This window comes from Bradyrhizobium sp. USDA 4452 (assembly GCF_054063575.1).
The window spans coordinates 4,412,251-4,433,848 of the sequence record NZ_JBSSGK010000001.1 but is presented as its reverse complement, the minus strand read 5'-3'; the positions used below and the strand labels follow the sequence as shown (position 1 = coordinate 4,433,848).

Annotated in this window: 23 protein-coding genes; 9 read left to right on the top strand and 14 right to left on the bottom strand. The window is 65.2% G+C overall.

Going from position 1 to position 21,598, the window contains the following annotated elements:
• The first annotated feature begins 333 nt into the window (after positions 1 to 333).
• The 3 genes from ACVISU_RS21290 to ACVISU_RS21280 all read left to right on the top strand — a co-directional run bounded on the left by ACVISU_RS21290 (position 334) and on the right by ACVISU_RS21280 (position 4,901).
• Positions 334 to 1,884 (top strand): YifB family Mg chelatase-like AAA ATPase, encoded by a 1,551-nt coding sequence (locus ACVISU_RS21290; protein WP_456708213.1) that lies wholly within the window; start codon positions 334 to 336, stop codon positions 1,882 to 1,884.
• Positions 1,885 to 2,001: 117 nt separating this feature from the next.
• Positions 2,002 to 2,520, top strand: a complete 519-nt coding sequence (locus ACVISU_RS21285) for a hypothetical protein (protein WP_456708212.1) — start codon at positions 2,002 to 2,004, stop codon at positions 2,518 to 2,520.
• A gap of 104 nt (positions 2,521 to 2,624) precedes the next feature.
• Positions 2,625 to 4,901, top strand: coding sequence for an ATP-binding protein (locus tag ACVISU_RS21280; RefSeq protein WP_456708211.1), 2,277 nt, complete (start codon positions 2,625 to 2,627; stop codon positions 4,899 to 4,901).
• A gap of 146 nt (positions 4,902 to 5,047) precedes the next feature.
• Here ACVISU_RS21280 and coaA read toward each other — a convergent pair whose 3' ends face one another.
• From coaA to hisB, 7 genes are all read right to left on the bottom strand, one after another.
• On the bottom strand, positions 5,048 to 6,004 hold the full coding sequence (coaA, locus tag ACVISU_RS21275) for a type I pantothenate kinase (RefSeq protein WP_050401343.1): 957 nt from the start codon (positions 6,002 to 6,004) through the stop codon (positions 5,048 to 5,050).
• A 32-nt stretch (positions 6,005 to 6,036) separates the two neighbouring features.
• Positions 6,037 to 6,360 (bottom strand): phosphoribosyl-ATP diphosphatase, encoded by a 324-nt coding sequence (locus ACVISU_RS21270; RefSeq protein ID WP_456708210.1) that lies wholly within the window; start codon positions 6,358 to 6,360, stop codon positions 6,037 to 6,039.
• Between the two features lie 114 nt (positions 6,361 to 6,474).
• Positions 6,475 to 7,251: an imidazole glycerol phosphate synthase subunit HisF gene (gene hisF, locus ACVISU_RS21265; protein ID WP_456708209.1), complete on the bottom strand. Its 777-nt coding sequence runs from the start codon at positions 7,249 to 7,251 to the stop codon at positions 6,475 to 6,477.
• Between the two features lie 11 nt (positions 7,252 to 7,262).
• Positions 7,263 to 7,994, bottom strand: coding sequence for a 1-(5-phosphoribosyl)-5-[(5-phosphoribosylamino)methylideneamino]imidazole-4-carboxamide isomerase (gene hisA / locus ACVISU_RS21260; protein WP_050401344.1), 732 nt, complete (start codon positions 7,992 to 7,994; stop codon positions 7,263 to 7,265).
• Positions 7,991 to 8,641: an imidazole glycerol phosphate synthase subunit HisH gene (hisH, locus tag ACVISU_RS21255; protein ID WP_456708208.1), complete on the bottom strand. Its 651-nt coding sequence runs from the start codon at positions 8,639 to 8,641 to the stop codon at positions 7,991 to 7,993. Before hisH ends, hisA begins: the two co-directional genes overlap by 4 nt.
• The gene (locus ACVISU_RS21250; protein ID WP_456708207.1) at positions 8,638 to 9,168 is read right to left on the bottom strand and encodes a DUF2628 domain-containing protein; all 531 of its coding nucleotides are present in this window, start codon (positions 9,166 to 9,168) and stop codon (positions 8,638 to 8,640) included. The genes hisH and ACVISU_RS21250 overlap by 4 nt, the downstream gene beginning before the upstream one ends.
• A gap of 86 nt (positions 9,169 to 9,254) precedes the next feature.
• On the bottom strand, positions 9,255 to 9,848 hold the full coding sequence (gene hisB, locus ACVISU_RS21245; protein ID WP_106321818.1) for an imidazoleglycerol-phosphate dehydratase HisB: 594 nt from the start codon (positions 9,846 to 9,848) through the stop codon (positions 9,255 to 9,257).
• Between the two features lie 265 nt (positions 9,849 to 10,113).
• On the opposite strand from hisB, the gene hslV reads away from it, so the two are divergent.
• From hslV to ACVISU_RS21225, 4 genes are all read left to right on the top strand, one after another.
• Positions 10,114 to 10,671, top strand: a complete 558-nt coding sequence (gene hslV, locus ACVISU_RS21240; protein WP_024583062.1) for an ATP-dependent protease subunit HslV — start codon at positions 10,114 to 10,116, stop codon at positions 10,669 to 10,671.
• Positions 10,672 to 10,673: 2 nt separating this feature from the next.
• Positions 10,674 to 11,159 (top strand): GNAT family N-acetyltransferase, encoded by a 486-nt coding sequence (locus tag ACVISU_RS21235; RefSeq protein ID WP_456708206.1) that lies wholly within the window; start codon positions 10,674 to 10,676, stop codon positions 11,157 to 11,159.
• Between the two features lie 61 nt (positions 11,160 to 11,220).
• The gene (gene hslU, locus ACVISU_RS21230) at positions 11,221 to 12,525 is read left to right on the top strand and encodes an ATP-dependent protease ATPase subunit HslU (protein WP_456708205.1); all 1,305 of its coding nucleotides are present in this window, start codon (positions 11,221 to 11,223) and stop codon (positions 12,523 to 12,525) included.
• A gap of 170 nt (positions 12,526 to 12,695) precedes the next feature.
• A complete protein-coding gene (locus tag ACVISU_RS21225; RefSeq protein WP_456708204.1) occupies positions 12,696 to 13,820 on the top strand; it encodes a hypothetical protein in 1,125 nt (374 codons plus the stop codon).
• Positions 13,821 to 13,822: 2 nt separating this feature from the next.
• On the opposite strand, the gene ACVISU_RS21220 is transcribed toward ACVISU_RS21225, so the two are convergent.
• From ACVISU_RS21220 to ACVISU_RS21210, 3 genes are read right to left on the bottom strand one after another with little or no spacing between them, the layout of a single operon-like run.
• On the bottom strand, positions 13,823 to 14,416 hold the full coding sequence (locus tag ACVISU_RS21220) for a Smr/MutS family protein (protein WP_456708203.1): 594 nt from the start codon (positions 14,414 to 14,416) through the stop codon (positions 13,823 to 13,825).
• Positions 14,413 to 16,056 carry a murein transglycosylase A gene (gene mltA / locus ACVISU_RS21215; RefSeq protein ID WP_050401285.1) on the bottom strand — a complete coding sequence of 548 codons (1,644 nt, stop codon included), beginning with the start codon at positions 16,054 to 16,056 and terminating at the stop codon, positions 14,413 to 14,415. Before mltA ends, ACVISU_RS21220 begins: the two co-directional genes overlap by 4 nt.
• Positions 16,034 to 16,738, bottom strand: a complete 705-nt coding sequence (locus ACVISU_RS21210) for a Tim44/TimA family putative adaptor protein (protein WP_050401286.1) — start codon at positions 16,736 to 16,738, stop codon at positions 16,034 to 16,036. Before ACVISU_RS21210 ends, mltA begins: the two co-directional genes overlap by 23 nt.
• Before the next feature lie 420 nt (positions 16,739 to 17,158).
• Here ACVISU_RS21210 and secB point away from each other — a divergent pair, with 420 nt between their 5' ends.
• Complete coding sequence (gene secB / locus ACVISU_RS21205) at positions 17,159 to 17,647, top strand: protein-export chaperone SecB (RefSeq protein ID WP_050401287.1); 489 nt, start codon at positions 17,159 to 17,161, stop codon at positions 17,645 to 17,647.
• Positions 17,648 to 17,798: 151 nt separating this feature from the next.
• Here secB and dnaQ read toward each other — a convergent pair whose 3' ends face one another.
• Genes dnaQ through ACVISU_RS21185 form a run of 4 tightly spaced genes read right to left on the bottom strand, consistent with a single transcriptional unit; the run spans position 17,799 to position 20,656 of the window.
• Complete coding sequence (dnaQ, locus tag ACVISU_RS21200; RefSeq protein WP_050401288.1) at positions 17,799 to 18,521, bottom strand: DNA polymerase III subunit epsilon; 723 nt, start codon at positions 18,519 to 18,521, stop codon at positions 17,799 to 17,801.
• 31 nt (positions 18,522 to 18,552) lie between these two features.
• Entirely contained in the window at positions 18,553 to 19,152 is a 600-nt protein-coding gene (gene coaE / locus ACVISU_RS21195) for a dephospho-CoA kinase (RefSeq protein WP_456708202.1), read from the bottom strand.
• A 48-nt stretch (positions 19,153 to 19,200) separates the two neighbouring features.
• Positions 19,201 to 19,809 (bottom strand): Maf family protein, encoded by a 609-nt coding sequence (locus ACVISU_RS21190; RefSeq protein WP_456708201.1) that lies wholly within the window; start codon positions 19,807 to 19,809, stop codon positions 19,201 to 19,203.
• A 10-nt stretch (positions 19,810 to 19,819) separates the two neighbouring features.
• Positions 19,820 to 20,656, bottom strand: coding sequence for a pyruvate, water dikinase regulatory protein (locus ACVISU_RS21185; RefSeq protein ID WP_050401291.1), 837 nt, complete (start codon positions 20,654 to 20,656; stop codon positions 19,820 to 19,822).
• A 449-nt stretch (positions 20,657 to 21,105) separates the two neighbouring features.
• Here ACVISU_RS21185 and hemJ point away from each other — a divergent pair, with 449 nt between their 5' ends.
• Positions 21,106 to 21,528, top strand: a complete 423-nt coding sequence (gene hemJ / locus ACVISU_RS21180) for a protoporphyrinogen oxidase HemJ (protein ID WP_456710871.1) — start codon at positions 21,106 to 21,108, stop codon at positions 21,526 to 21,528.
• Positions 21,529 to 21,598 lie beyond the last annotated feature (70 nt).

Genomic DNA, 21,598 nt, shown 5'->3' with positions numbered 1-21,598 from the left:
CCGGCAGATGCCGTCCTTCGTCTGGTTTCCGGCATTGGAGGCCCGAGACTGGAGCAGCACCGCTGCGACCAGGAACAATATTTTCCAAACTCGAAATGAAGGTTCGGGCTTCCTCAAGCTGAAAGCTTAGGGTCACGCTCGTACAGATTGCAATGAAGCAAATCACACATCCCGAAATCCCGGACCGGGCCGGATCGGCCGGAGGGACTAGCCGCCTCCGCTCCGGTGTGGTTTGCGTCTGCCCGAATACCGGCCCATCCCCCGAATGTTCCTGTAATGTTCTTGACTTCACCCCCCGCTCCGCTACCTTGGGTGGCGGAAGATAGGGGCAGCATGGTCCAGCGGGTTTCCACCGTCGCATTCGAGGGGATTGAGGCCCGCGCGGTCGACGTGCAGGTGCAGGTCGCGCCGGGACTGCCGGCGTTTGCCATCGTCGGCCTGCCCGACAAGGCGGTGTCGGAGGCGCGGGAGCGGGTGCGTTCGGCGCTGATCGCTTCTGGCCTCGCGCTCCCCGCCCGCCGCATTACCGTCAACCTCGCGCCGGCCGATTTGCCCAAGGAGGGCAGCCATTACGACCTGCCGATCGCGCTCGGCCTGATGGCGGCGATCGGGGCGATCCCGCCGGATGCGCTCAGCGGCTTCACCGTGCTCGGCGAGCTCGGGCTCGACGGCTCGATCGCAGCCGTCGCGGGCGTGCTGCCCGCGGCGATCGGCGCCAATTCGCGCGACGAGGGACTGATCTGCCCGGCCGCCTGCGGCTCGGAGGCCGCCTGGGCGAGCCCGGACATCCAGATCATCGCAGCCCACTCGCTGATCCAGATCGCCAATCACTTCAAGGGCACGCAGGTGCTGTCGCGGCCGCAGCCGAAGGTGCAAGACCAGAACGAGGCGCGCGAGGAAGCGCTGCTCGACCTGCGCGACATCAAGGGCCAGGAGAGCGCAAAGCGCGCGCTCGAGATCGCCGCCGCCGGCGGACACCATCTGCTCATGATGGGCTCCCCCGGCGCCGGCAAATCGATGCTGGCGGCGCGGCTGCCTTCGATCCTGCCGCCGCTGTCGCCGTCCGAACTGCTCGAAGTCTCGATGATCGCATCCGTCGCCGGGGAGATCCGCGACGGCGCGCTGACCGCGCGGCGCCCGTTCCGCAGCCCGCATCATTCCGCCAGCATGGCGGCGCTGACCGGCGGCGGCATGCGCGCCAAGCCGGGCGAGATCTCGCTCGCGCATCAGGGCGTGCTGTTCCTCGACGAATTGCCGGAGTTCGATCCGCGGGTGCTGGATTCGCTGCGCCAGCCGCTGGAGAACGGCGAGGTTTCGGTGAGCCGGGCCAACCATCGCGTCACCTATCCGGCGCGCTTCATGCTGGTCGCGGCGATGAACCCGTGCCGCTGCGGCCATGCCTACGAGCCCGGCTATTCCTGCAAGCGCGGCCGGCTCGACCGCTGCACCGCCGATTACCAGATGCGGATCTCCGGCCCGCTGATGGATCGGATCGACCTGCGGATCGAGGTGCCGGCCGTGACCGCGGCAGATCTCATCCTGCCGCCCCCGGCGGAAGGATCGGCCGAGGTCGCCGCCCGCGTCGCGGCGGCACGCGACATCCAGCTCGCGCGCTACGCTGCGGCCGGCATGCCGCATGTCCGCACCAATGCGGAGGCACCGAGCGCGCTGCTGGAGACCATCGCGCAGCCCGACGCGCATGGCCAGAAGCTGCTCCGCGAGGCCGCCGAGACCATGCACCTCACCGCGCGCGGCTATCACCGCGTACTGCGGGTGGCGCGCACGCTCGCCGACCTCGACGGCGCTGATACGATCGGCCGGCTGCACCTCGCCGAAGCGCTGTCCTATCGTGCATTGGCCGACGATTTGCGCCGCGCGGCGTGATCGCCCCCGTTTTGTGCCCGGCGCGCGCCGCGTCAACACGACGGTAACCACTCTCATTTACGCTCCGCAAACCATAAGCACCGCGATCCGCGGCAGGCTTGGGTCGAGAGTTGTGTCATGTTGCGTATGAAGGTTCTGGCCTCGGTGGTCCCGCTTGCCGTGGCCGCGGTATTCGCCCGCGCTGAAATCCTGCCGGGCCCCCGGCCCTGCATCGAGGTCGGCGGCGCCACGATGCAGATCGTATCGGTCCCCTGGCAGGCGCAGCTTCACGTAAGCTTCACCGACGACCCCAGCCTTGCGACCGTCCGGGTCCGGATCGCCGACAGCGCCGAGGCCGCCGATTTCACCGTGATCGACGACATCGACGATGCCGAGGCCGGCACCTGCGAAAGCAATGCGGTGCCGCAGCTGATCGGGATTTCCAGCGCGCCGACCGCAACCGGCCCGATCATCTATCTCGCCCATGACGGTCCGTTCGATTACCGGGTCTACGTGCAGTCGAAGACGTTCTCGGCGCGCGATGCCGCGGCCCTGATCGTCAGCGCCCGCGGCGGACACCGCCGCCTTGAGGCGGCATCGCTCGCGCCGCACATGCGCTTCCGCGACCAGTCGATGGCGGAGTTAACCTCCCGTTAACCCTGTTCCGAGGGGCGGCGCGAAACGGCCGCCAACCTCAAGCACTTTGCAAGGTGGCCGACGCATCGTCATCGCCAGACCAAGCACTCTCAGGACCACCATTGATGGGGCGTTTCTTCCGAATCAAGTTACGCCTTCGCCGCTTCCTGCGGCGCCATTCCTGGGTCGCGGCGATCGTCCGTTCCTTCACGATCTTTTCCGTCGCATTCGGCGGCGCCTTCGGGTTCATTTCCGGCGCCCTCTCGCAACACAGCGGCTACGATCCCAATACATTCGCGATCGGCGTCAGCTTCCTGTTCGCGATCGCCTGCCTCTGGATCGTGACGCTCGGCATCCGGCTGCGGCTGATGCGCAGGAGGTTGCGCACCATCGCCATGCACAACGAGGCGATGGCCGACCGCAACTGGGAACTGCAGGAAGCCGAACAGCGCGCCTCGACGCTGTTCGAGGCGCGGGACGATCTGATCGTGCTGCGCGACATCGACGGCCACATCACCTATGCCAACGACGCCTATTGCGAGCTGGCACAGATCGCCCGCGGCGAATTGATCGGCAGCACTGCGACCCTCAAGGTGCTCGAGCAGGGCAACACCGCGCTCGAATCCAACGGCACGCGGGTCTACGACCAGAAGATCGAGGGACCGCACGGGCCGCGCTGGATCGCCTGGCGCGAAGGCCTCGTGCGCAACGATGCCGGCGCGCCGGCGGAGATGCAGAGCGTCGGCCGCGACGTCACCGACCGCACCGAGAGCGAGCGCGCGCTGGCAGAAGCGCGCGATCAGGCCGACGCCGCCAACCGCGCCAAGTCGCGCTTCCTGGCGATGGCAAGCCACGAGATCCGCACGCCGCTGAACGGCATCATCGGCATGAGCGGGCTGCTGATGGACACCCAGCTGACGCCGGAGCAGACCACCTACGTCAAGGCGGTCAAGACCTCCGGCGACGCGCTGCTCGCGCTGATCGAGGAGCTGCTCGACTATTCCAAGATCGAAGCCGGCAAGATCGATCTCGAGCACCGCGCCTTTGCGCTGTCCGGCCTGATCGAGGAGATCACCGAATTGCTGGCGCCGCGCGCGCAGGCCAAGGGCATCGAGATCGCCGCCTATGTCGACGAGCGGCTGCCGATGCAGGTGACCGGCGACGCCGCGCGGCTGCGTCAAGTGCTGCTCAATCTCGCCGGCAACGCCATCAAGTTCACCGCGACCGGCGGCGTCGCGCTGATCGTCGAGCCCGGCATCTGGCCGAACGAGATCAGCTTCCTGGTTCGCGACACCGGCATCGGCATCGCACCGGAAGCGCAGCAGCGCATCTTCCGGGAGTTCGAGCAGGCCGACGACCGCATCGCGCGCAGCTATGGCGGCACCGGCCTCGGCCTCTCGATCAGCGACCGCATCGTCAAGCGCATGGGCGGCCGGATCTCGCTGGCGAGCACGCCGGGCGCGGGCTCGACCTTCGAGGTCTCGATTCCGCTCGCCGCCGCCGACACCGGCGAGGCCCATGGCTTCACGGCGCCCGACCTCGCCGGCCAATCCATCATGCTGCTCGCACCGCACAGCATCGAAGCCTCGCTGATCTCGCGGCGGCTGCAGCGCTGGGGCGCGCAGACCTGTATCGTGTCGGATCCCAATGTCGCCGAAGCACTGCTGCCGGAACGGAGTTGGCACACGGTCCTGATCGATCACTCGCTCGGCACGCAAGCGATGGAGGCGTTCGCTGGCGCGGCTCGCATCCACGCAACCCATCGTATCGTGATGGTTACGCCGGCGACGCGGCAGGACCTTCCGGCCTCCGAGACAACCATGCTCACCGGCTATCTGGTCAAGCCGCTGCGGGCGTCGTCGCTCGCCGCGCGCCTGACCGCCTCACCCGAGATCGCCGCACCAAGCCTCGTGATGCCAGGCCCTGCGATCGAGACGGTCGCGGAGTCCGCGCCAACGGCGCCGGCGGCCGCACCGGCGCAGCAGGGGCTGTCGATCCTGGTTGCGGAAGACAATGAGATCAACGCGCTCCTGATGCGCTCGCTGCTCGCCCGACTCGGTCATACCGTGGTCATAACAACCAACGGCGAGCAGGCGATGGAGTCCTGGCTGTCGGCGACGTCGGCCGGCACGCCCTACGATCTCGTGTTGATGGACATCCAGATGCCGCGCCTCAACGGCATCGAGACCACCAAGCAGATCCGTGCCCATGAGTCGGGCGGGCTGGCCGGCCAGTCCGGACGCCGGACGCCGATCCTGGCGCTGACCGCCAATACGCTGGTCGAGGACCGCTATGCCTGCTTCGAAGCCGGCATGGATGGCTTCCTGATCAAGCCGCTGGATCGCGAGAAGCTCGAGGAAGCGCTCGCGGGCCTCGCCGCTGCTCGGCACATCGCCGCGTAGATTTTAATCGCCATTGCGAGCCACCCGGTCGGCGCAAAGCGCCGCCGGATGACGGGCTCCGCGAAGCAATCCACGCATCCGCCTATGCAGAACGATGGATTGCTTCGTCGCTCAGCTCCTCGCAATAACAGCCGAGACGGCGGATCCTACAGCCGCCGCAGCGCGACGGACTGCACCACGTGATCGGCGCCCTTCTTCAGGATCAGCGTCGCGCGCGGCCGGGTCGGCAGGATGTTGTCCTCGAGATTGGCGAGGTTGGTGCGTTCCCAGATCGCGATCGCGGTTGCGGTCGCTTCCTCGTCCGACAGCAGCGCATAGCGATGAAAGTAGGACCTTGGATCGGTGAACGCGGTGTCGCGTAGCGCCAGGAAGCGCTTGATGTACCACTGCCGCAGCGCGGACTCGTCGGCGTCGATATAGACCGAGAAATCGAAGAAGTCGGAGACGAACGGGACCGCCTTGCCGTCACGCGGCAGCCGCCCGGTCTGCAGCACGTTGACGCCCTCGACGACCAGAATGTCGGGCTGGTCGATCTCGACCCATTTGTTCGGCACGATGTCGTAGGTCAGATGCGAATAGACCGGCGCGCGGACGCGACGCCGTCCCGCCTTGATGTCGCTGAGGAATGACAGCAGCGTCGGCAGGTCGTAGCTCTCGGGAAAACCCTTCTTCTGCATGATGCCCTGCCGCTCGAGCACGGCATTGGGGAACAGGAAACCGTCGGTCGTGATCAGGTCGACCTTCGGGCGCGGCGACCAGCGCGCCAGCAGTGCCTGCAGCACGCGCGCCGTGGTCGATTTGCCGACCGCGACCGAGCCGGCGACGCCGACGATATAGGGCATCTTGCGATCGCGGATCGCGAGGAACTGGCGCTGCGAATAATACAGCCGCTGGGTCGCATCGACATAGATCGACAGCAATCGCGACAGCGGCAGATATATGTCCTCGACCTCCTGCAAATCGAGGCGATCGTGCATCGAACGCAGGCGATCGAACTCGCCCGGCTCGAGCGTCATCGGCGTATCGTCGCGCAGATGCGACCATTGCTGGCGCGTGAATGTGCGATAGGGGTTGTATTGCTGATCTGGTGCCCGGATGTCCATGACGCCCCTCTCCATGCGCTCGATCATGTGCGCTAGTCGCGCTTGCGCGACGCCTTCTCTTCCAGTCCCGACATCGCGGTGCGCTTCTGAAGCGCGGCCTCGACATCCTCCAGCCTCACGCCGCGTGACTTCAACAGAACCAGCAGGTGAAACACGAGATCGGCACTTTCGGCGATGAGGTGGTCGCGGTTGTTCTCGACCGCAGCGATCACGGTCTCGACCGCCTCCTCGCCCAATTTCTTGGCGCAGTGCTCCGCGCCCTTGTCGAGCAGCTTGCGGGTATACGACGCCTCGCCGCCCGATGCAGCGCGGGCGTCGATGGTGGCGGCCAGATCGTGGACCGTGAAACGCGACATCAACTCAACTCAAGCATGCGCACCGGCACCGCCAAGGTGCCATCCCCTAGGTGGGGGCTTAGCATTTTTGTGACAAGGAGTCCCAAATCACGCGCCAGCGCTGGAGATCAAGGCTTAAGGATCGAGGCGCATCGGCAGGCCGGCGCGCACCATGTGATCCTTGGCCTGGCGGATGGTAAATTCCCCGAAGTGGAAGATCGACGCCGCCAGCACGCCGGTGGCATGACCCTCGCGGACTCCGTCGACCAGATGATCGAGATTGCCGACGCCGCCGGAGGCAACGACCGGTACGGGGACACTGTCCGCGATCGCCCGGGTCAGCGGCAGATCAAAGCCCTGCCGCGTGCCGTCCCGGTCCATCGAGGTCAGCAGGATCTCGCCGGCGCCGAGCGAGACGACCTCCTGGGCATATTCGATGGCGTCGATCCCGGTGGCATTCCGTCCACCATGGGTGAAGATCTCCCAGCGGTCGGAGCCGCCGGCGCGCTTGACCCGCTTGGCATCGATCGCGACCACGATGCACTGCTCGCCGTACTTCTCGGCCGCTTCCTTGACGAACTCGCGGCGGCTGACCGCCGCCGAATTGATCGAGACCTTGTCGGCGCCGGACCGCAGCAGGATCTTGATGTCGTCGACGGTGCGGACGCCGCCGCCGACCGTCAGCGGCATGAAGCAGGCCTCCGCCGTCCGCCGCACTACATCCAGCATGATGCCGCGGTTTTCATGGGTGGCGGTGATGTCGAGGAAGGTGAGCTCGTCGGCGCCGGCGGCGTCATAGGCGATCGCGGCCTCGACCGGATCGCCGGCGTCGCGCAGGTCGACGAAATTGACGCCCTTGACCACGCGGCCGTCCTTGACGTCGAGACAGGGGATCACGCGAACCTTGAACATGTCTCTAACTCCTAAACCGCGCTGCGGATCAGCTTGAGCGCGGCGGCCGGATCGAGCCGTCCGTCATAAAGCGCACGGCCGACGATGGCGCCGGCGAGCTTCTTGGCGCGCGGCTCCAGCAGCGCCTTGACGTCGTCGATCGAGGCGAAGCCGCCGGAGGCGATCACCGGGATCGAGATGCGGTCGGCGAGGCCGATCGTGGCATCGAGGTTGAGGCCCTTGAGCAGGCCGTCGCGGGCGATGTCGGTGAAGATGATCGCGGCGACGCCGGCGTCCTCGAATCGCTGCGCGATCTCGAGCGCGGTCACATGCGAGGTCTCGGCCCAGCCCTCGACCGCGACCTTGCCGTCGCGCGCATCGAGGCCCACCGCGACGCGGCCGGGAAACTGCTTCGCCGCGCCCTTCACCAGTTCGGGATCGCGCACGGCAGCGGTGCCGATGATGACGCGCGTGATGCCCTTGTCGAGCCAGGCTTCGATGGTCTTGAGGTCGCGGATGCCGCCGCCGAGCTGCACCGGCATGGTGACGGCCTTCAGCATCGCCTCCACCGCATGCGCATTCATCGGCTTGCCGGCGAAGGCGCCGTCGAGATCAACGACGTGGAGATATTCGAAACCCTGCGCGGCGAAGCTCCTGGCCTGCGCCGCCGGATCGAGATTGAACACGGTGGCGCGCGCCATGTCGCCTTGCTCGAGGCGCACGCACTGGCCGTTCTTCAGATCGACCGCTGGAAAAAGGATCACGGCTTCCACTTCAAGAAATTGGAGATCAGAGCGAGGCCGAAGCGCTGGCTCTTCTCGGGGTGAAACTGGGTGCCAACAGCGGTGTCCTTGCCGACGATCGCGGTCACCGGCCCGCCATAGTCGGCGCGCGCCAGCACGTCGGCCTCGTTGGCGGCGTTGAGGTGATAGGAGTGCACGAAATAGGCGTGGCGCCCCTTCGGCCCGAGCGGCAGCCGCTCCAGCACCGGATGCTCGCGCACCATATCGAGCGTGTTCCAGCCCATGTGCGGGACCTTCAGGCTCTCGTCGCGCGGCTCGATCTTCACGACATCGCCGCCGATCCAGTTGAAGCCCTCGGTGATGACGTGCTCCTTGCCACGCGTCGCCATCAGCTGCATGCCGACGCAGATGCCGAAGAACGGCCGCGCCTTGACCCGCACCGCCTCGGTGAGCGCCTCCCGCATGCCGTCGACCGCGTCGACGCCGCGGCGGCAATCGGCGAACGCGCCGACGCCGGGCAGCACGATGCGATCGGCGCGATACACCGCGTCGGGATCGCGCGTCACCTTGATGGCTTGCGGATCCTCCATGCTGCGCGCCGCGCGCTCGAAGGCCTTTGCCGCCGAATGCAGATTGCCGGAGCCGTAATCGATGATTGCAACGGTCATCGCGATCCTCCTGGCTCTGGAAACAATCCGATGATGCCGCCCTGCGGCATCGGCGGGGGTTTTGAGAAAGATTGGCCGGGCACGTCCCGGGTCGGCGGCGGCCCACCGCGATCGACCGACCGCTGGTCATTGAAGGCGCCGCGATGCCGCGCGATCCAGCGTTCGAAGAAGCGGCGCTCGGCGGCGTCCTTGTTGTCGGCCACGACGATGTCGAGCTGGCGCCATTTGCGCCGCGACAGCGTCCAGCGTTGCAAGGTCGGGGCCTCCAGCCCGATCAGCACCATCAACACCAGGTCGACGAGCAAGATCGCGCCGCGGCCGATCCCGAGCTTGGTCAGCGCAAAATCGATCGCGAAAGTCAGCACCAGCCAGCCGATCAGCGCCAGCCAGAGCCGATGCCAGACCAGCCAGATCGCGCCGGCGACCGCGGCCCAGAAATGGAAGCCGTCGCGCACGAAAACGAACTTGTCGGCCGCCGCGAGATCGGCGCCGCTGGCCACGGGGGCATGCACTGTATAGACCGGCATCGAACGCTCCGCCGAGGATGGACTTTTACTTACAGCATGATCTCCGGGAGAACGGGTGCCACCGTGTCCGGATCATGCTCCCGGGGTCAGCCGCCGAGCTGACCCTTGGTCGAGGGCACTTCGCCCTGGGCACGCGGATCAATCGCAATCGCCGTCCGCAGCGCCCTCGCCAAACCCTTGAAGCAGGATTCGGAGATATGATGGCTGTTCTCGCCATATAGGGTCTCGACGTGGAGAGTCACGCCGGCATTCATCGCGAAGGCGTTGAACCATTCGCGCACCAGCTCGGTGTCGAACTCGCCGATCTTATCACGCGGGAACTCGACCTTGAACACCAGCACCGGGCGGCCGGAAATGTCGATCACGACGCGCGACAGCGTCTCGTCCATCGGCATGTGGATCGAGGCGTAGCGGGTGATGCCCGCCATGTTGCCGAGCGCCTGCTTCACGGCCTGCCCGAGCGCGATCCCGACGTCTTCGGTGGTGTGGTGGTAATCGACATGGAGGTCGCCATCCGCCTTCACCGTGATGTCGATGCGCGAATGCCGGGCCAGGAGGTCGAGCATATGGTCGAAGAAGCCGATCCCGGTCGAAACCGTGGATACGCCTGCTCCGTCGAGGTTGACCGTCACCTCGATGTCGGTCTCCTTGGTCTTGCGCTTGATGGTTGCCGTGCGCATGAAGATTAAGCTTTCCCGTGCCGAAAACGCCGGTCTTTTAACAGGCTGATGTCACCTTCGCTACTGCGGGATGACCCCGAAACGCCCTAACTTCGGGCCATGGTGACCCAAATTCCTTGCCGTCTTGTCATACCGCGTTTTCTTCACGCGAACCGGTGCCCATCCCGGATCAAGTCCGGGACGGGCTTCGCTCGAAAACGCTGCTTTTCGCCCGATTGTAACCCTCTGCCCGACCGCCTAAATCTGCCCGGAAGAGAGGTAACCTATGCAAGCATCCCAAAATGAGCTGCCGGTCTGGCATGGCACCACGATCTGCACGGTCCGCAAGGGCGGCAAGGTGGTGATCGGCGGCGACGGGCAGGTCTCGATCGGCCAGACCGTGATCAAGGCCAATGCCAAGAAGGTCCGGCGGATCGGCAAGGGCGACGTGATCGGCGGCTTTGCCGGCGCCACCGCCGACGCCTTCACGCTGTTCGAACGGCTCGAAAGCAAGCTGGAGCAATATCCGGGGCAATTGACCCGGGCGGCCGTCGAGCTCGCCAAGGACTGGCGGACCGACCGTTATCTGCGCCGGCTGGAGGCCATGATGATCGTGGCCGACAAGGACGTTTCCCTGGTGCTGACCGGTACCGGCGACGTGCTGGAGCCGGAATCCGGGGTCATGGCGATCGGCTCCGGCGGCAATTATGCCCTCGCCGCGGCCCGCGCGCTGGTCGACACCGACAAGGACGCCGAGACCATCGTGCGCCGCGCGCTGGATATCGCCGCCGATATCTGCGTCTACACCAACCGCAACGTGACGATCGAGACGATCGGCGGCTAGGCATGGCCGGTCGCTATCGTTTCCGCCCAATGACGACGGCCGACCTGCCGCAAATCAGGCAGTGGCTGGCGCTGCCGCATGTCCGCCAGTGGTGGGGCGACCCGGCCGAGCAATACGCGCTGGTCAGCGGCGACCTTGAGGAGCCTGCGATGGACCAGTTCATCGTTGCCGCCGAGGGCAACGATTTCGGCTACATCCAGTGCTACGACCTGACGGCATGGAATTCCGGGTTCGGCAAGCAGCCGGAAGGCACCCACGGCATCGATCTCTTCATCGGTGCGCCCGACATGATGGCAGGCGGCCACGGCTCGGCGCTAATCCGCGCCTTTGTCGACGACCGGCTGGCTAACGGCGCGCCACGCATCGTCACCGATCCCGACCCGGCCAATGCGCGGGCCGTGCGCGCCTATGAGAAGGCCGGCTTCCGGAAGGTCGGAATGGTCGATACGCCCGACGGACCGGCGCTGCTGATGGCGCGCGACAAATGACCCAAAACGCTGGCGCATACCGGCGCTTGCCGAGACCATTCCTTCAACCTAGCTAGAGCCAATGACCGACTTCTCCCCCCGCGAAATCGTTTCTGAACTTGACCGTTTCATCGTCGGCCAGGCCGATGCCAAGCGCGCGGTATCGATCGCGCTGCGCAACCGCTGGCGGCGGCTGCAGCTTGCCGGTTCCCTGCGCGAGGAGGTTCTGCCCAAGAACATCCTGATGATCGGGCCGACCGGCGTCGGCAAGACCGAGATCGCGCGACGGCTAGCCAAGCTCGCGGGCGCGCCGTTCCTCAAGGTCGAGGCCACGAAATTTACCGAGGTCGGCTATGTCGGCCGCGACGTCGAGCAGATCGTCCGCGACCTCGTCGAGGTGGCGATTTCGCAGACCCGCGAGCGCAAGCGCAAGGACGTCCAGGCCCGTGCCCAGCTCGCCGCGGAGGAGCGCGTGCTGGATGCGCTGGTCGGCCCCGGATCGAGCCCGGCGACGCGCGAATCGTTCCGCAAGAAGCTGCGTGCCGGCGAGCTCAACGACAAGGAGATCGAGATCGAGACCCAGTCGGGCAGCAGCGGCATGCCGATGTTCGAAATCCCCGGCATGCCCGGCGCCCAGATGGGCGCGATCTCGCTCGGCGATATCTTCGGCAAGATGGGCGGACGCAGCAAGACCCGCCGCCTGACGGTGGAAGGCTCGCACGAGATCCTCGTCAACGAGGAATCCGACAAGCTGCTCGACACCGATCAAGTGGTGCAGGAGGCGATCAACGCCGTCGAGAACAACGGCATCGTGTTCCTCGACGAGATCGACAAGATCTGCGTGCGCGAGAACCGCGCCGGCGGCGACGTCTCGCGCGAGGGCGTGCAGCGCGATCTGCTGCCGCTGATCGAGGGCACCACGGTCTCGACCAAGCACGGCGCGGTCAAGACCGACCACATCCTGTTCATCGCCTCGGGCGCCTTCCATATTGCCAAGCCCTCGGACCTGCTGCCCGAACTGCAGGGCCGGCTGCCGATCCGCGTCGAGCTGCAGGCGCTGACCCGCGACGACATGCGCCGGATTCTGACCGAGCCGGAAGCGTCGCTGATCAAGCAATATGTCGCGCTGCTGAAGACCGAGGGCGTCACGCTCGACGTCACCGACAGCGCAATCGACGCGCTGGCCGATGTCGCGGTTGCGGTCAATTCGACAGTCGAGAATATCGGCGCGCGGCGGCTGCAGACCGTGATGGAGCGGGTGCTGGACGAGATCTCCTTCACCGCGCCCGATCGCCACGGCGAGACCATCCAGGTCGACGCCGACTACGTGACCAGGCATGTCGGCGACCTCGCGAAGAACGCCGATCTGAGCCGGTTTATTTTGTAGGCGGCGCAGCCATCGTCGCCCCGGCGCACGCCGGGGCCCATAACCCACTGCTGCTTGCATTGAGCCAAGACTCGGGCCGCTATCCCGTCTAAGAACTGACTTCGGTGGTTATGGGTCCCGGCCCCCGTGCGCAATTGCGCACTAGGCCGGTACGACGTGGTGGACAATCTATGAATCTGCGGGTAGCGCAAAACCCCTGGCGCGTGATGCTGGCCGTCAATGCGGCCGTGCTGGTCGGGGTGTTCCTGCACAAGATCGCACTGCCGCCCTTCGTCCCCTACATCCATCTCCTGGTCGACTATCACTACGGCTTCACCAAGCGCGCGCTGATCGGCGCGATCGTGTCGCTGTTCACCGACAAGGTGCCGGTGTGGCTGGTGTTCGCGCTGGCCGGCGCGATCTGGCTGGTGACGTTCGGGCTGTTCGTCAGGCTTTTTCATCGCACATTCGGCTTCCGCGATGGGCATTGGCCGCTGTTCGTCTTCATTGCGGGATCGCCGTTTTTCCTGAAGAACTTCATGCACACGCTCGGCCATTTCGACATCTACGGCTGTGCGCTGACGATCGTGCTGCTGCTGATCCCGGCGCGCTCCGTGATGTACGTGGTGATTGCAGCGCTGATCTCGATCTTGCTGATCCTGGTCCATCACATCTTCGTCTTGATGTATGTGCCGACGATCGCGGCGATCGTGGTGCTGCGCTTCTACCTGACGCAGGGGGCGACGCCGCGAAACATCGCCATCGGCCTCGTGGCGCTCGCCGCGGTCGGCATCCTGTTCCTGGTCGCGCAATTCGCCGGCACGGTCGAGGTGCCCTATGACGAATTCATCCGTCACCTGCAGAGCCGGATGGCCGATCCGTCGCGGACCGACCTGCTGCAGTTCGGCTACATCTGGTACCAGCCGCTGTCGAAGGAGTTCGCCGACACCTGGGCCCGGATGCCCTCTAACATCCTGGGCGTCCCGGTATTTGCGCTGCTGATCTGGGTGCATGTGCCGCTGTGGCGCTATTTCGCGCGGCTGATCGGCGCGCTGGCGCATGAGCTGCATCGGCGGATCGTGTTCGCCGCGCTCATCATGATCAGCGCCGGCTATTTCGTGATGTTCGTGACCGTGTTCGACTATTCGCGCTGGATCTCGAACTGGGCGGTCTGCATGTTCCTGATGCTGCACGCGGTGAAGATGCTGCCGGCCTCGAAGGACGTAGCGCCGATCGATTCAGACGATCGCAAGACCACAGTCTTGGGCTGGATCGTCACGCTGATCCCGCGCGTCGGGATCGTTCGCCCTTTCTGATCTCAGGATCTCGCGCGACGGACCCGCACATAGAGCGCGCCCTCGCCGCCATGGCCGATATGCGCTTCCTCGAACCCGACGACCAGCGTGCGGAATTCCGGCAGGCTGAGCCATTCCGGCACCTGCCGGCGCAACACGCCGCGTTCGGACTCGAGGCCACCGACCTTGCCCTTGCCGGTGATGACCAGCACGAAGGTAAGCCCGTCGCTATGCGCACGCTGCAGGAAGGTGAACAACACGCGATGCGCGCGCATCTGCGTCATGCCGTGCAGATCGAGCCGCGCATCGATCTCCTGTCGGCCGCGTGACAGTTTTGCGCGCTCGCGGCGGCCGATCGGCGCCAGCGGCGGCACAGGCGGACGCGGCGCCGGCGCCGCCTTGGCCGACGTCACCGGCTTGACCGGAATGGGCTTGGCTGCGGCGTGATGCGTGGGCGGGTCAGCGGCGACGGCATGGGCTTTCGGTGCGGCCGGCTTCTTGCGCAGCGGCTTGACCTGCTTGGCCACGCTCTCCCAGAGCGCACGCTCCTCCTCGCTCAGCGCACGCTTGCGCCGCGACGGAGCGGACAGATCGAGGATCGGCGCGGGTCGTTTCATTGATCGCGGTGATGGCGAGTGCGCCTATAGCGCCGCTTCTCCGGTTGCTGCGGAATGTCGGGCCGGGCGACCGGCAACGGCACCGGTTCTGCCACAGGAGCGGCCTGCGCGACAGGGGCCGTCGTCCCGGACGCAGCGGGCGGAGCATCCTTTGCAGGGGGGCTCACGGACGGGTTCCTGGCGGCGCCGTTGCCGGCGTCTTTCGTCCCAGCCCTTGTCCCGGCCTTGGCAACGGTCGCCGTGGTCGCATCCGCAGGCTTCGCTGCCGCCTTTTCCTTCGGCGGATCGGTCTGCGGAAACAGTTTTGCGATCCTGGCCGACGGCCGCTCGTCAGGGATCGGCAGCTTGTGGCCGCGCGCGACGGGATCGAGCCCCTTCGGCACCAGCATCACGAACTGCATGTTGTGGCGCAGCCGGCCCGAGACCTTGCCGGCATCAGCGCCGGCGCCGAAATAGAGATCGGCGCGCGCCGGGCCGACGATGGCCGACCCGGTGTCCTGCGCGATCATCAGCCGGTGGAACGGCGTCCTGGATTGCTCGGATTCGATCGGCAGTTCGCCGGCGATGAAGAACGGCGTGCCGTAGACATGCAGCGCCTTGTCGACCGCGATCGAGCGGCCCGGCGTCAGCGGCACGCCCTGCGCACCGACCGCCTCGTCCTTGTCGGACAGCGGCACTTCGCGGAAGAACACGTAGGCGCGGTTCTGCCGCCGCAGCTCCTTGGCGCCGTCGGGGTTCTGCTCCATCCACTCCCTGATCTTCTGCATCGACATCTGATCCTTCGGGATGATGCCGCGGTCGATCAGGACGCGCCCGACCGGCGTATAGGGATAGCCATTATGCGCATCGTAATTGATGCGGAGCGTGGTGCCGTCCTCGAACTTGATCCGCGCCGAGCCCTGGATCTGGGCGAACAACAGGTCGGTCTGGCTCTTCAGCCAGGCGATCTCCAGCCCACGGCCGGCGATCGCGCCGTCCTCGATCTGGCCGCGGTCGTAGTAGGGCACGAGCTTGCGCCGGCCGATCTTGCGATACACCGGACCGCTGTTGGGCAGGCCGACCGACGCCTGCGTCTTGCCGCGCACGAACAGGTTGGACGGCCGGCGATAGACCGGAACATTGTAGACGTCGGTCTGGGTCCGCGAGCCATCGAGCACCGGCTCGTAATACCCGGTGACGAAGCCGGCGCCCTCGCCGAGCCGCGAGATACGCAGCGGCACAAAGTTCTCCTCGAAGAACTCCTTCGCTTTCGCGCCACCGGCGAGATCGAGTCCCTTCGCGATCCGGCAGGGATCGCGCAGCGAGCTGCCGAGCGCCTTCGACTCCGCGGGCGCGCCCTGCTGGGCCGCGATCGGCTTGCAGCTGGTGCGAAATGCTCGGTAGGCCGCGAGATGATCGTCCTCGCTCCAGCCGGTGACATCGGCCCAGGCCAGCGGCTCATACTGGCTGCCGCTGACCTGCAGCGGCAATTCCAGATCGGGATAAGGGATCGGGTGGGACTGCTGGAGTCGCGGCGCGGCGTGCCGGCTCGACCTGTAGCGTGCGGCGATCGCCGCGGTGGAGCACACAACCGCGAGCGCGCAGCACGCGATCGCGAGGCGCCCGTAGCTGAGATGTTTAGTGAGCGCTTCCAGTGCCAACCAGCTTCCAATTCGGATCGCGGGAAGTCGAGTCGCGGGCGAATGTCCAGATGTCGGTGATGTCGGCGACCTTGTCCGGGCTGCCGTCGACGATGGTCCCCGCCTTGTCGCGCGTGACCGAGATCATCTGCGACACGAAGCGGACGGTCAGCTGGGTCGAGCGATCGCGCGTCTCGGCGCCGACGATCTCGGCCTTGTCGATCGACACGAACCGCGTTTCGGTCTTCTGCTCGTGCTTCTCGCGATCTTTGATCGCGGCCTCGAAGCTCTCATAGACCTCGGCAGACAGCAGGTCGCGCAGCGCGCGGCGATCGCCATTGGCGAAGGCCAGCACGATCATTTCATAGGCCGAGCGGGCGCCCGAGAGGAAATGCCGCGGATCGAACGAGGAATCCTGGGCGACAACCGCGTCGAGACCTTGCGCCAGCGGCGTGCCGGGCTCGGCGATGCCCTTCCAGCGTTCGGTCGGCTCGACCGGATCGGCGGGCGCAGCCGGGGCCGGCTGATCGATCACCGATCCCGGGATCGGCACGACGTTGTTATCCTGGCCGCGCTGCAGGACGTTGGGTGCTGCACGATCATACGGCGGCCGCTCGCTTCCCGTGCGCTGTCCGAGAACGCTGCGCAGACGCAGGAAGATAAATACGGCCAGCGCCAGGAAGATGATGGTGTAGATATCCACGTCGAGTTCGCTTTCTGCTCTCTGCCGGCAACGGGGCCGGGCATCAAAGCGTTCCCGGTCGGGAACGGCAGAGATTACATCACCGATTGAGTCCGCTGCATGTAGGCACGAAACTATGCCCGGCCAATGGCGCTTTTTGGCACGGGCAAGTGTAGCGCGTTTCGGCCCCGGGGGGAAACCCGTTCCGTCCCGGAAATCGCGTATCTTCAATAATTTAGGAAGCCGTTAAGGGATTGGGCGGAGTTGCGTTCGCAAACCCGTTGCGGAAGATTTGGCCGCAGGCCCGCCTGGATGCAGGCGCTCGTCGTCCTTGTGGACCGAGCCGGGCCTATGATAGCCACTCGCCGGCATCGGCATTTCCAAACCTTAACGCGTGCCGTCGGACATCCTGTCCCGAGCGCCGCTCCAGGAGACATTTTCATGACCAATGGCAACGGCGCCCCCGTCGAACAGCCCGCCCCCCAGCTCAACGTGCTGGCGCAGTACACCAAGGACCTGTCGTTCGAGAACCCGAATGCGCCGGCCTCGCTCGGCCAGCAGCAACAGCAGCCGGCGATCAACATCCAGATCAACGTCTCCGCCAACAACCTGTCGGAAAACGAGTTCGAGGTGATCCTCTCGATCGAGGGCAAGGCCGAGTCGGCCGGCAAGGTGATGTTCAGCTTCGACCTCGCCTATGCCGGTGTCTTCCGGATCGTGAACGTGCCGAAGGAGAATTTGCACCCGCTGGTCATGATCGAGTGCCCGCGGCTGCTGTTCCCGTTCGCGCGCGAGATCGTCGCGACCTCGGTCCGCGATGGCGGCTTCCCGCCTTTGCTGCTCGACCCGGTCGATTTCGTCGGCCTCTACCGTCAGAACATGGAGCGGCAGGCAGCCGCCCAGGCCGCTTCCGGCGTCAAGCCGAGCTGATCCCGAAAGTTCGATCGTTTGGCTCCCGTCACCCTGAGGAGCCCGCGCTTGCGGGCGTCTCGAAGGATCGGCGGGCGCCGATCGTGGCCGATTCATCCTTCGAGACGCCGCTTCGCGGCTCCTCGGGATGAGGGGAAACATTAATCTTGAATCAAGCCGCCGGTGCTGCAGCAGGTGCCGGCGGCGGCAGATAGTCGTTCCAGATCGGCTTGTCGCCGAGCGTCGCGACGAACGCCCGGTGGGCTTCGCGATCCGCGTCGCTGACCCGCGCAACCAGCGCGGTTTCGCGCTGCCGCCGCGGCGTATCGCCATAGCTTCCGCTGCGCGCATCCGAATTTTCCGACGCCAGGATGAGCTGCGACTGCCGTGCCCCGATCAGGTCGATGTAGACCTCGGCCAGCAGCTCGGCGTCGAGCAAGGCGCCGTGCTTGGTGCGGCGGGAATTGTCGATCTGGTAGCGCGAGCAGAGATCGTCGAGCCGGTTCGACACACCAGGATGCTTGCGTCGCGCCAGCAGCAGCGTGTCGACCAGCCGGTCTTTCGGGATCGCCTTCCGCTTGATGCGGTCGAGCTCGGCGTTGATGAAGCTGATGTCGAACGACGCGTTGTGGATCACCAGCGGCGTATCGCCGATGAAGGCCAGGAACTCGTCGACCACTTCAGTGAACAGCGGCTTGGAGGCCAGGAACTCGGTCGACAGCCCGTGCACGGCGAAGGCCTCCGCCGGCATGTCGCGTTCGGGGTTGATATAGACGTGGTAGGTCTGCCCGGTCGGCATGCGGTTGAAGATCTCGACGCAACCGATCTCGACCAGCCGGTCGCCGCGCAGCGGATCGAGGCCGGTGGTTTCGGTATCGAGAACTATTTCGCGCATGACGTAAGGGAATCCGGAACAGCGGGGCGAATCAGGTTCGCCGCTCCGGCATCTTAGCAACCTCGGCCAGAATGTCGCGGATCCGCGCCCGCACGGGGTCAAGTCCGAGCGAGGTATCCACGATGAAATCCGCGCGCTTGCGCTTCTCGGCGTCCGGCATCTGCTTGGCGATGATGGCATCGAGCTTGGCGGCATCCATGGTGCCGCGCGCCAGCACGCGCTCGCGCTGCAGTTCCGGCGATGTGGTGACGACGACGACGGCATCGACGCGTTTCTCGCCGCCGGTCTCGAACAGCAGCGGGATATCGAGCACGACGATAGGTGCGCCGGCGGCCTCTGCGTCGGCGAAGAATTTCTGGCGCGACGTACCGAGCATCGGATGCACGATCTGCTCGAGCTGTTTGATCGCTACCGGGTCCTGCACCACGCGTGCCGACAGCTTGGCGCGGTCGACCTTGCCGTTCGCAGTGGTGCCGGGAAAGGCCGCCTCGATCGCCGGTGCCGCTTCGCCTTCATAGAGCTGATGCACGGCCGCATCGGCGTCGTAAACCGGTACGCCGGCCTCCATGAAGAGCTTGGCCGTGGTGGATTTCCCCATCCCGATCGAGCCGGTCAGTCCAAGAATCAGCATCGCATCAACATCGTTTCAGTATGTCTTCGTGGCATGCGTCTCAGGCGTTCACACCGCAAGCAACTTCTCACGGCGCAGGAACGCGAGCAGCGACAATAGCGGCAGGCCGAGGATGGTGAAATGGTCGCCTTCGATCCGCTCGAACAGATGCACGCCGAGGCCCTCGAGCTGGTAGGCGCCGACGCTGGTCGTCACCGCCTCCCCGGCCTGGTCGAGATAGGCTTCGATCTCGCCGGCCGCGAGCCGCCGCATCGTCATCCGGGCCACGCTCACGTCGTCGAACAGGACTTTACCATCGCGCGCCACCGAGACGGCTGAATGCAGCGCGTGCGTCTGTCCGGCGAGCAGGCCGAGTTGCTCGGCAGCTTGGGCGCGGCCGGCAGGCTTGCTGAACATCCGCTCTCCCAGCGCCAGCGTCTGGTCGGCGCCGACGACATATCGACCCGGCTTCTGCCTCGATATGAACAGCGCCTTCTCGCGCGCCAGGAGCGATGCGATATCGGCCGGGGCCGAAAGGCCGGAATTTTTCTGCACCGCGCGTTCATCGATATCGGCCGGCAGCGCCTCGAATTCGAGCCCGGCATTCTCGAGCAGCATCCTTCGCGCACGGCTTTGCGAGGCAAGGATCAGTTTCTGCGGGCCACGCCAGATGCTCATGATTTGGCCGCTACTCCGACGGCCGCGCGCGCTGGCGGTCGTTGTAGAGCTTCATGATCGCAGCCGCCGTTTCCTCGATCGAGCGACGCGTCACGTCGAGCAATGCCCAGTTGTATTTCGCACTCAGCCGCCGTGCAAACGCGACTTCGTCGGCCACCGCCTGCTTGTCGATATAGGTGTCGTTGTCGCGGTCGCCCATCGTGAGCAGGCGGTTCTGCCGGACCTGGATCAGGCGTTCCGGCGTCGCATGCAGGCTGACCACCAATGGCTTCTTCAGGGTCTCGAGCTGGTGCGGCAACGGGATGCCCGGCACCAGCGGCACATTGGCGGTTCTTATGCCGCGGTTGGCGAGATAGATCGAGGTCGGGGTCTTCGATGTGCGGGATACGCCGACCAGGACGACGTCAGCCTCCTCGAGGCCTTCGACATGCTGGCCATCGTCATGGATCATCGTGTAGTTCAGCGCGTCGATCCGGCTGAAATATTCCGCGTTCAGCACATGCTGCGCACCGACGCGTCCGGTCGTCGCGGCGCCCAGATACGCCTCGAACAGCTGCATCACCGGCCCGATGATCGACAGGCTCGGCACGTTGATCTCCTTGCACTTGCCCTCGAGCCGGCCGACCAGATCCTTCTCGAGCAGCGTGAACAGGACAATGCCGGGCGATTCCTCGATCTCGTCGAGCACACGATCGAGCTGCTTCTGGCTCCGTACCAACGGATAGACATGCTCGACCGCGGTCACGTTGGCGTATTGCGCAGCGACCGCGCGCGCCACGGTGATCAGCGTCTCGCCGGTCGAATCGGACACCAGATGCAGGTGGAAATAATTGGAGGTCGTCGGCACCGAAGCCCCTGTCTATCCTGTGAATCCCTGTGGAGGTCGAGGAGAAGAATCCGGGTCCGCCGCCAGGTCCCTGTATATCGCGTCGCCTTCTTCACAGCACCGCCGAAAAGGATAAGTCGACGTCATGGCGCGGATGATAGTGAACCGGTGTGGATTTGTCTCTTGATAAGCTGGCCACAGAGGCCCGCAACCGATTGAGTAAAGCGACAGATTCCGGATATCCGCCCTCGCTGGTCGAAATGTTGAGGGATGTGAACAAGCCCGCAAGAACGGCTGGATTGCGTTGCGTGAGTCAAATTCACCGCCACTAAGACTCAAACCTTAGATTCTAAAATTAATTAGGTTTAGGAGAGCCCTGTGTGCGGATATGTATCCGTCCCTCGCAAGCAGAGCTTGGCTCGCAACGCCGAGACCGCCCGAGCTGTTCCCTGAAAGGCATCACCGCGATGTTGTATGACTGGATCAAGGCCCTGCACATCATTGCCGTGATCTCCTGGATGGCGGGCATGCTCTATCTGCCACGGCTGTTCGTCTATCATTGCGAGGCCGAAGCTGGCTCGAAGCAGTCCGAGACCTTCAAGGTCATGGAGGGGCGGCTTTTGAAGGCGATCATCAACCCGGCGATGATCGTGACCTGGCTTGCCGGGCTTTATCTGGTCTGGGCCGGACACTGGTACCTATCGGGCTGGTTTCACCTCAAATTTATGCTGGTGCTCATTATGTCGGGTATCCACGGCTTTTTGTCCCGCTGCGTAAAGGATTTCGCCGCCGACCGGAATCAGCGCACCCAGAAATTCTACCGCATTATCAACGAGGTGCCGACGCTTCTGATGATCCTGATCGTGATCATGGTGGTCGTGAAGCCGTTCTAGACATCGCGATGCTCAAGACGCATGCTTCAGTCCTTCTTGCGAAGGACGAATCGATTTTCTATATAGGGTT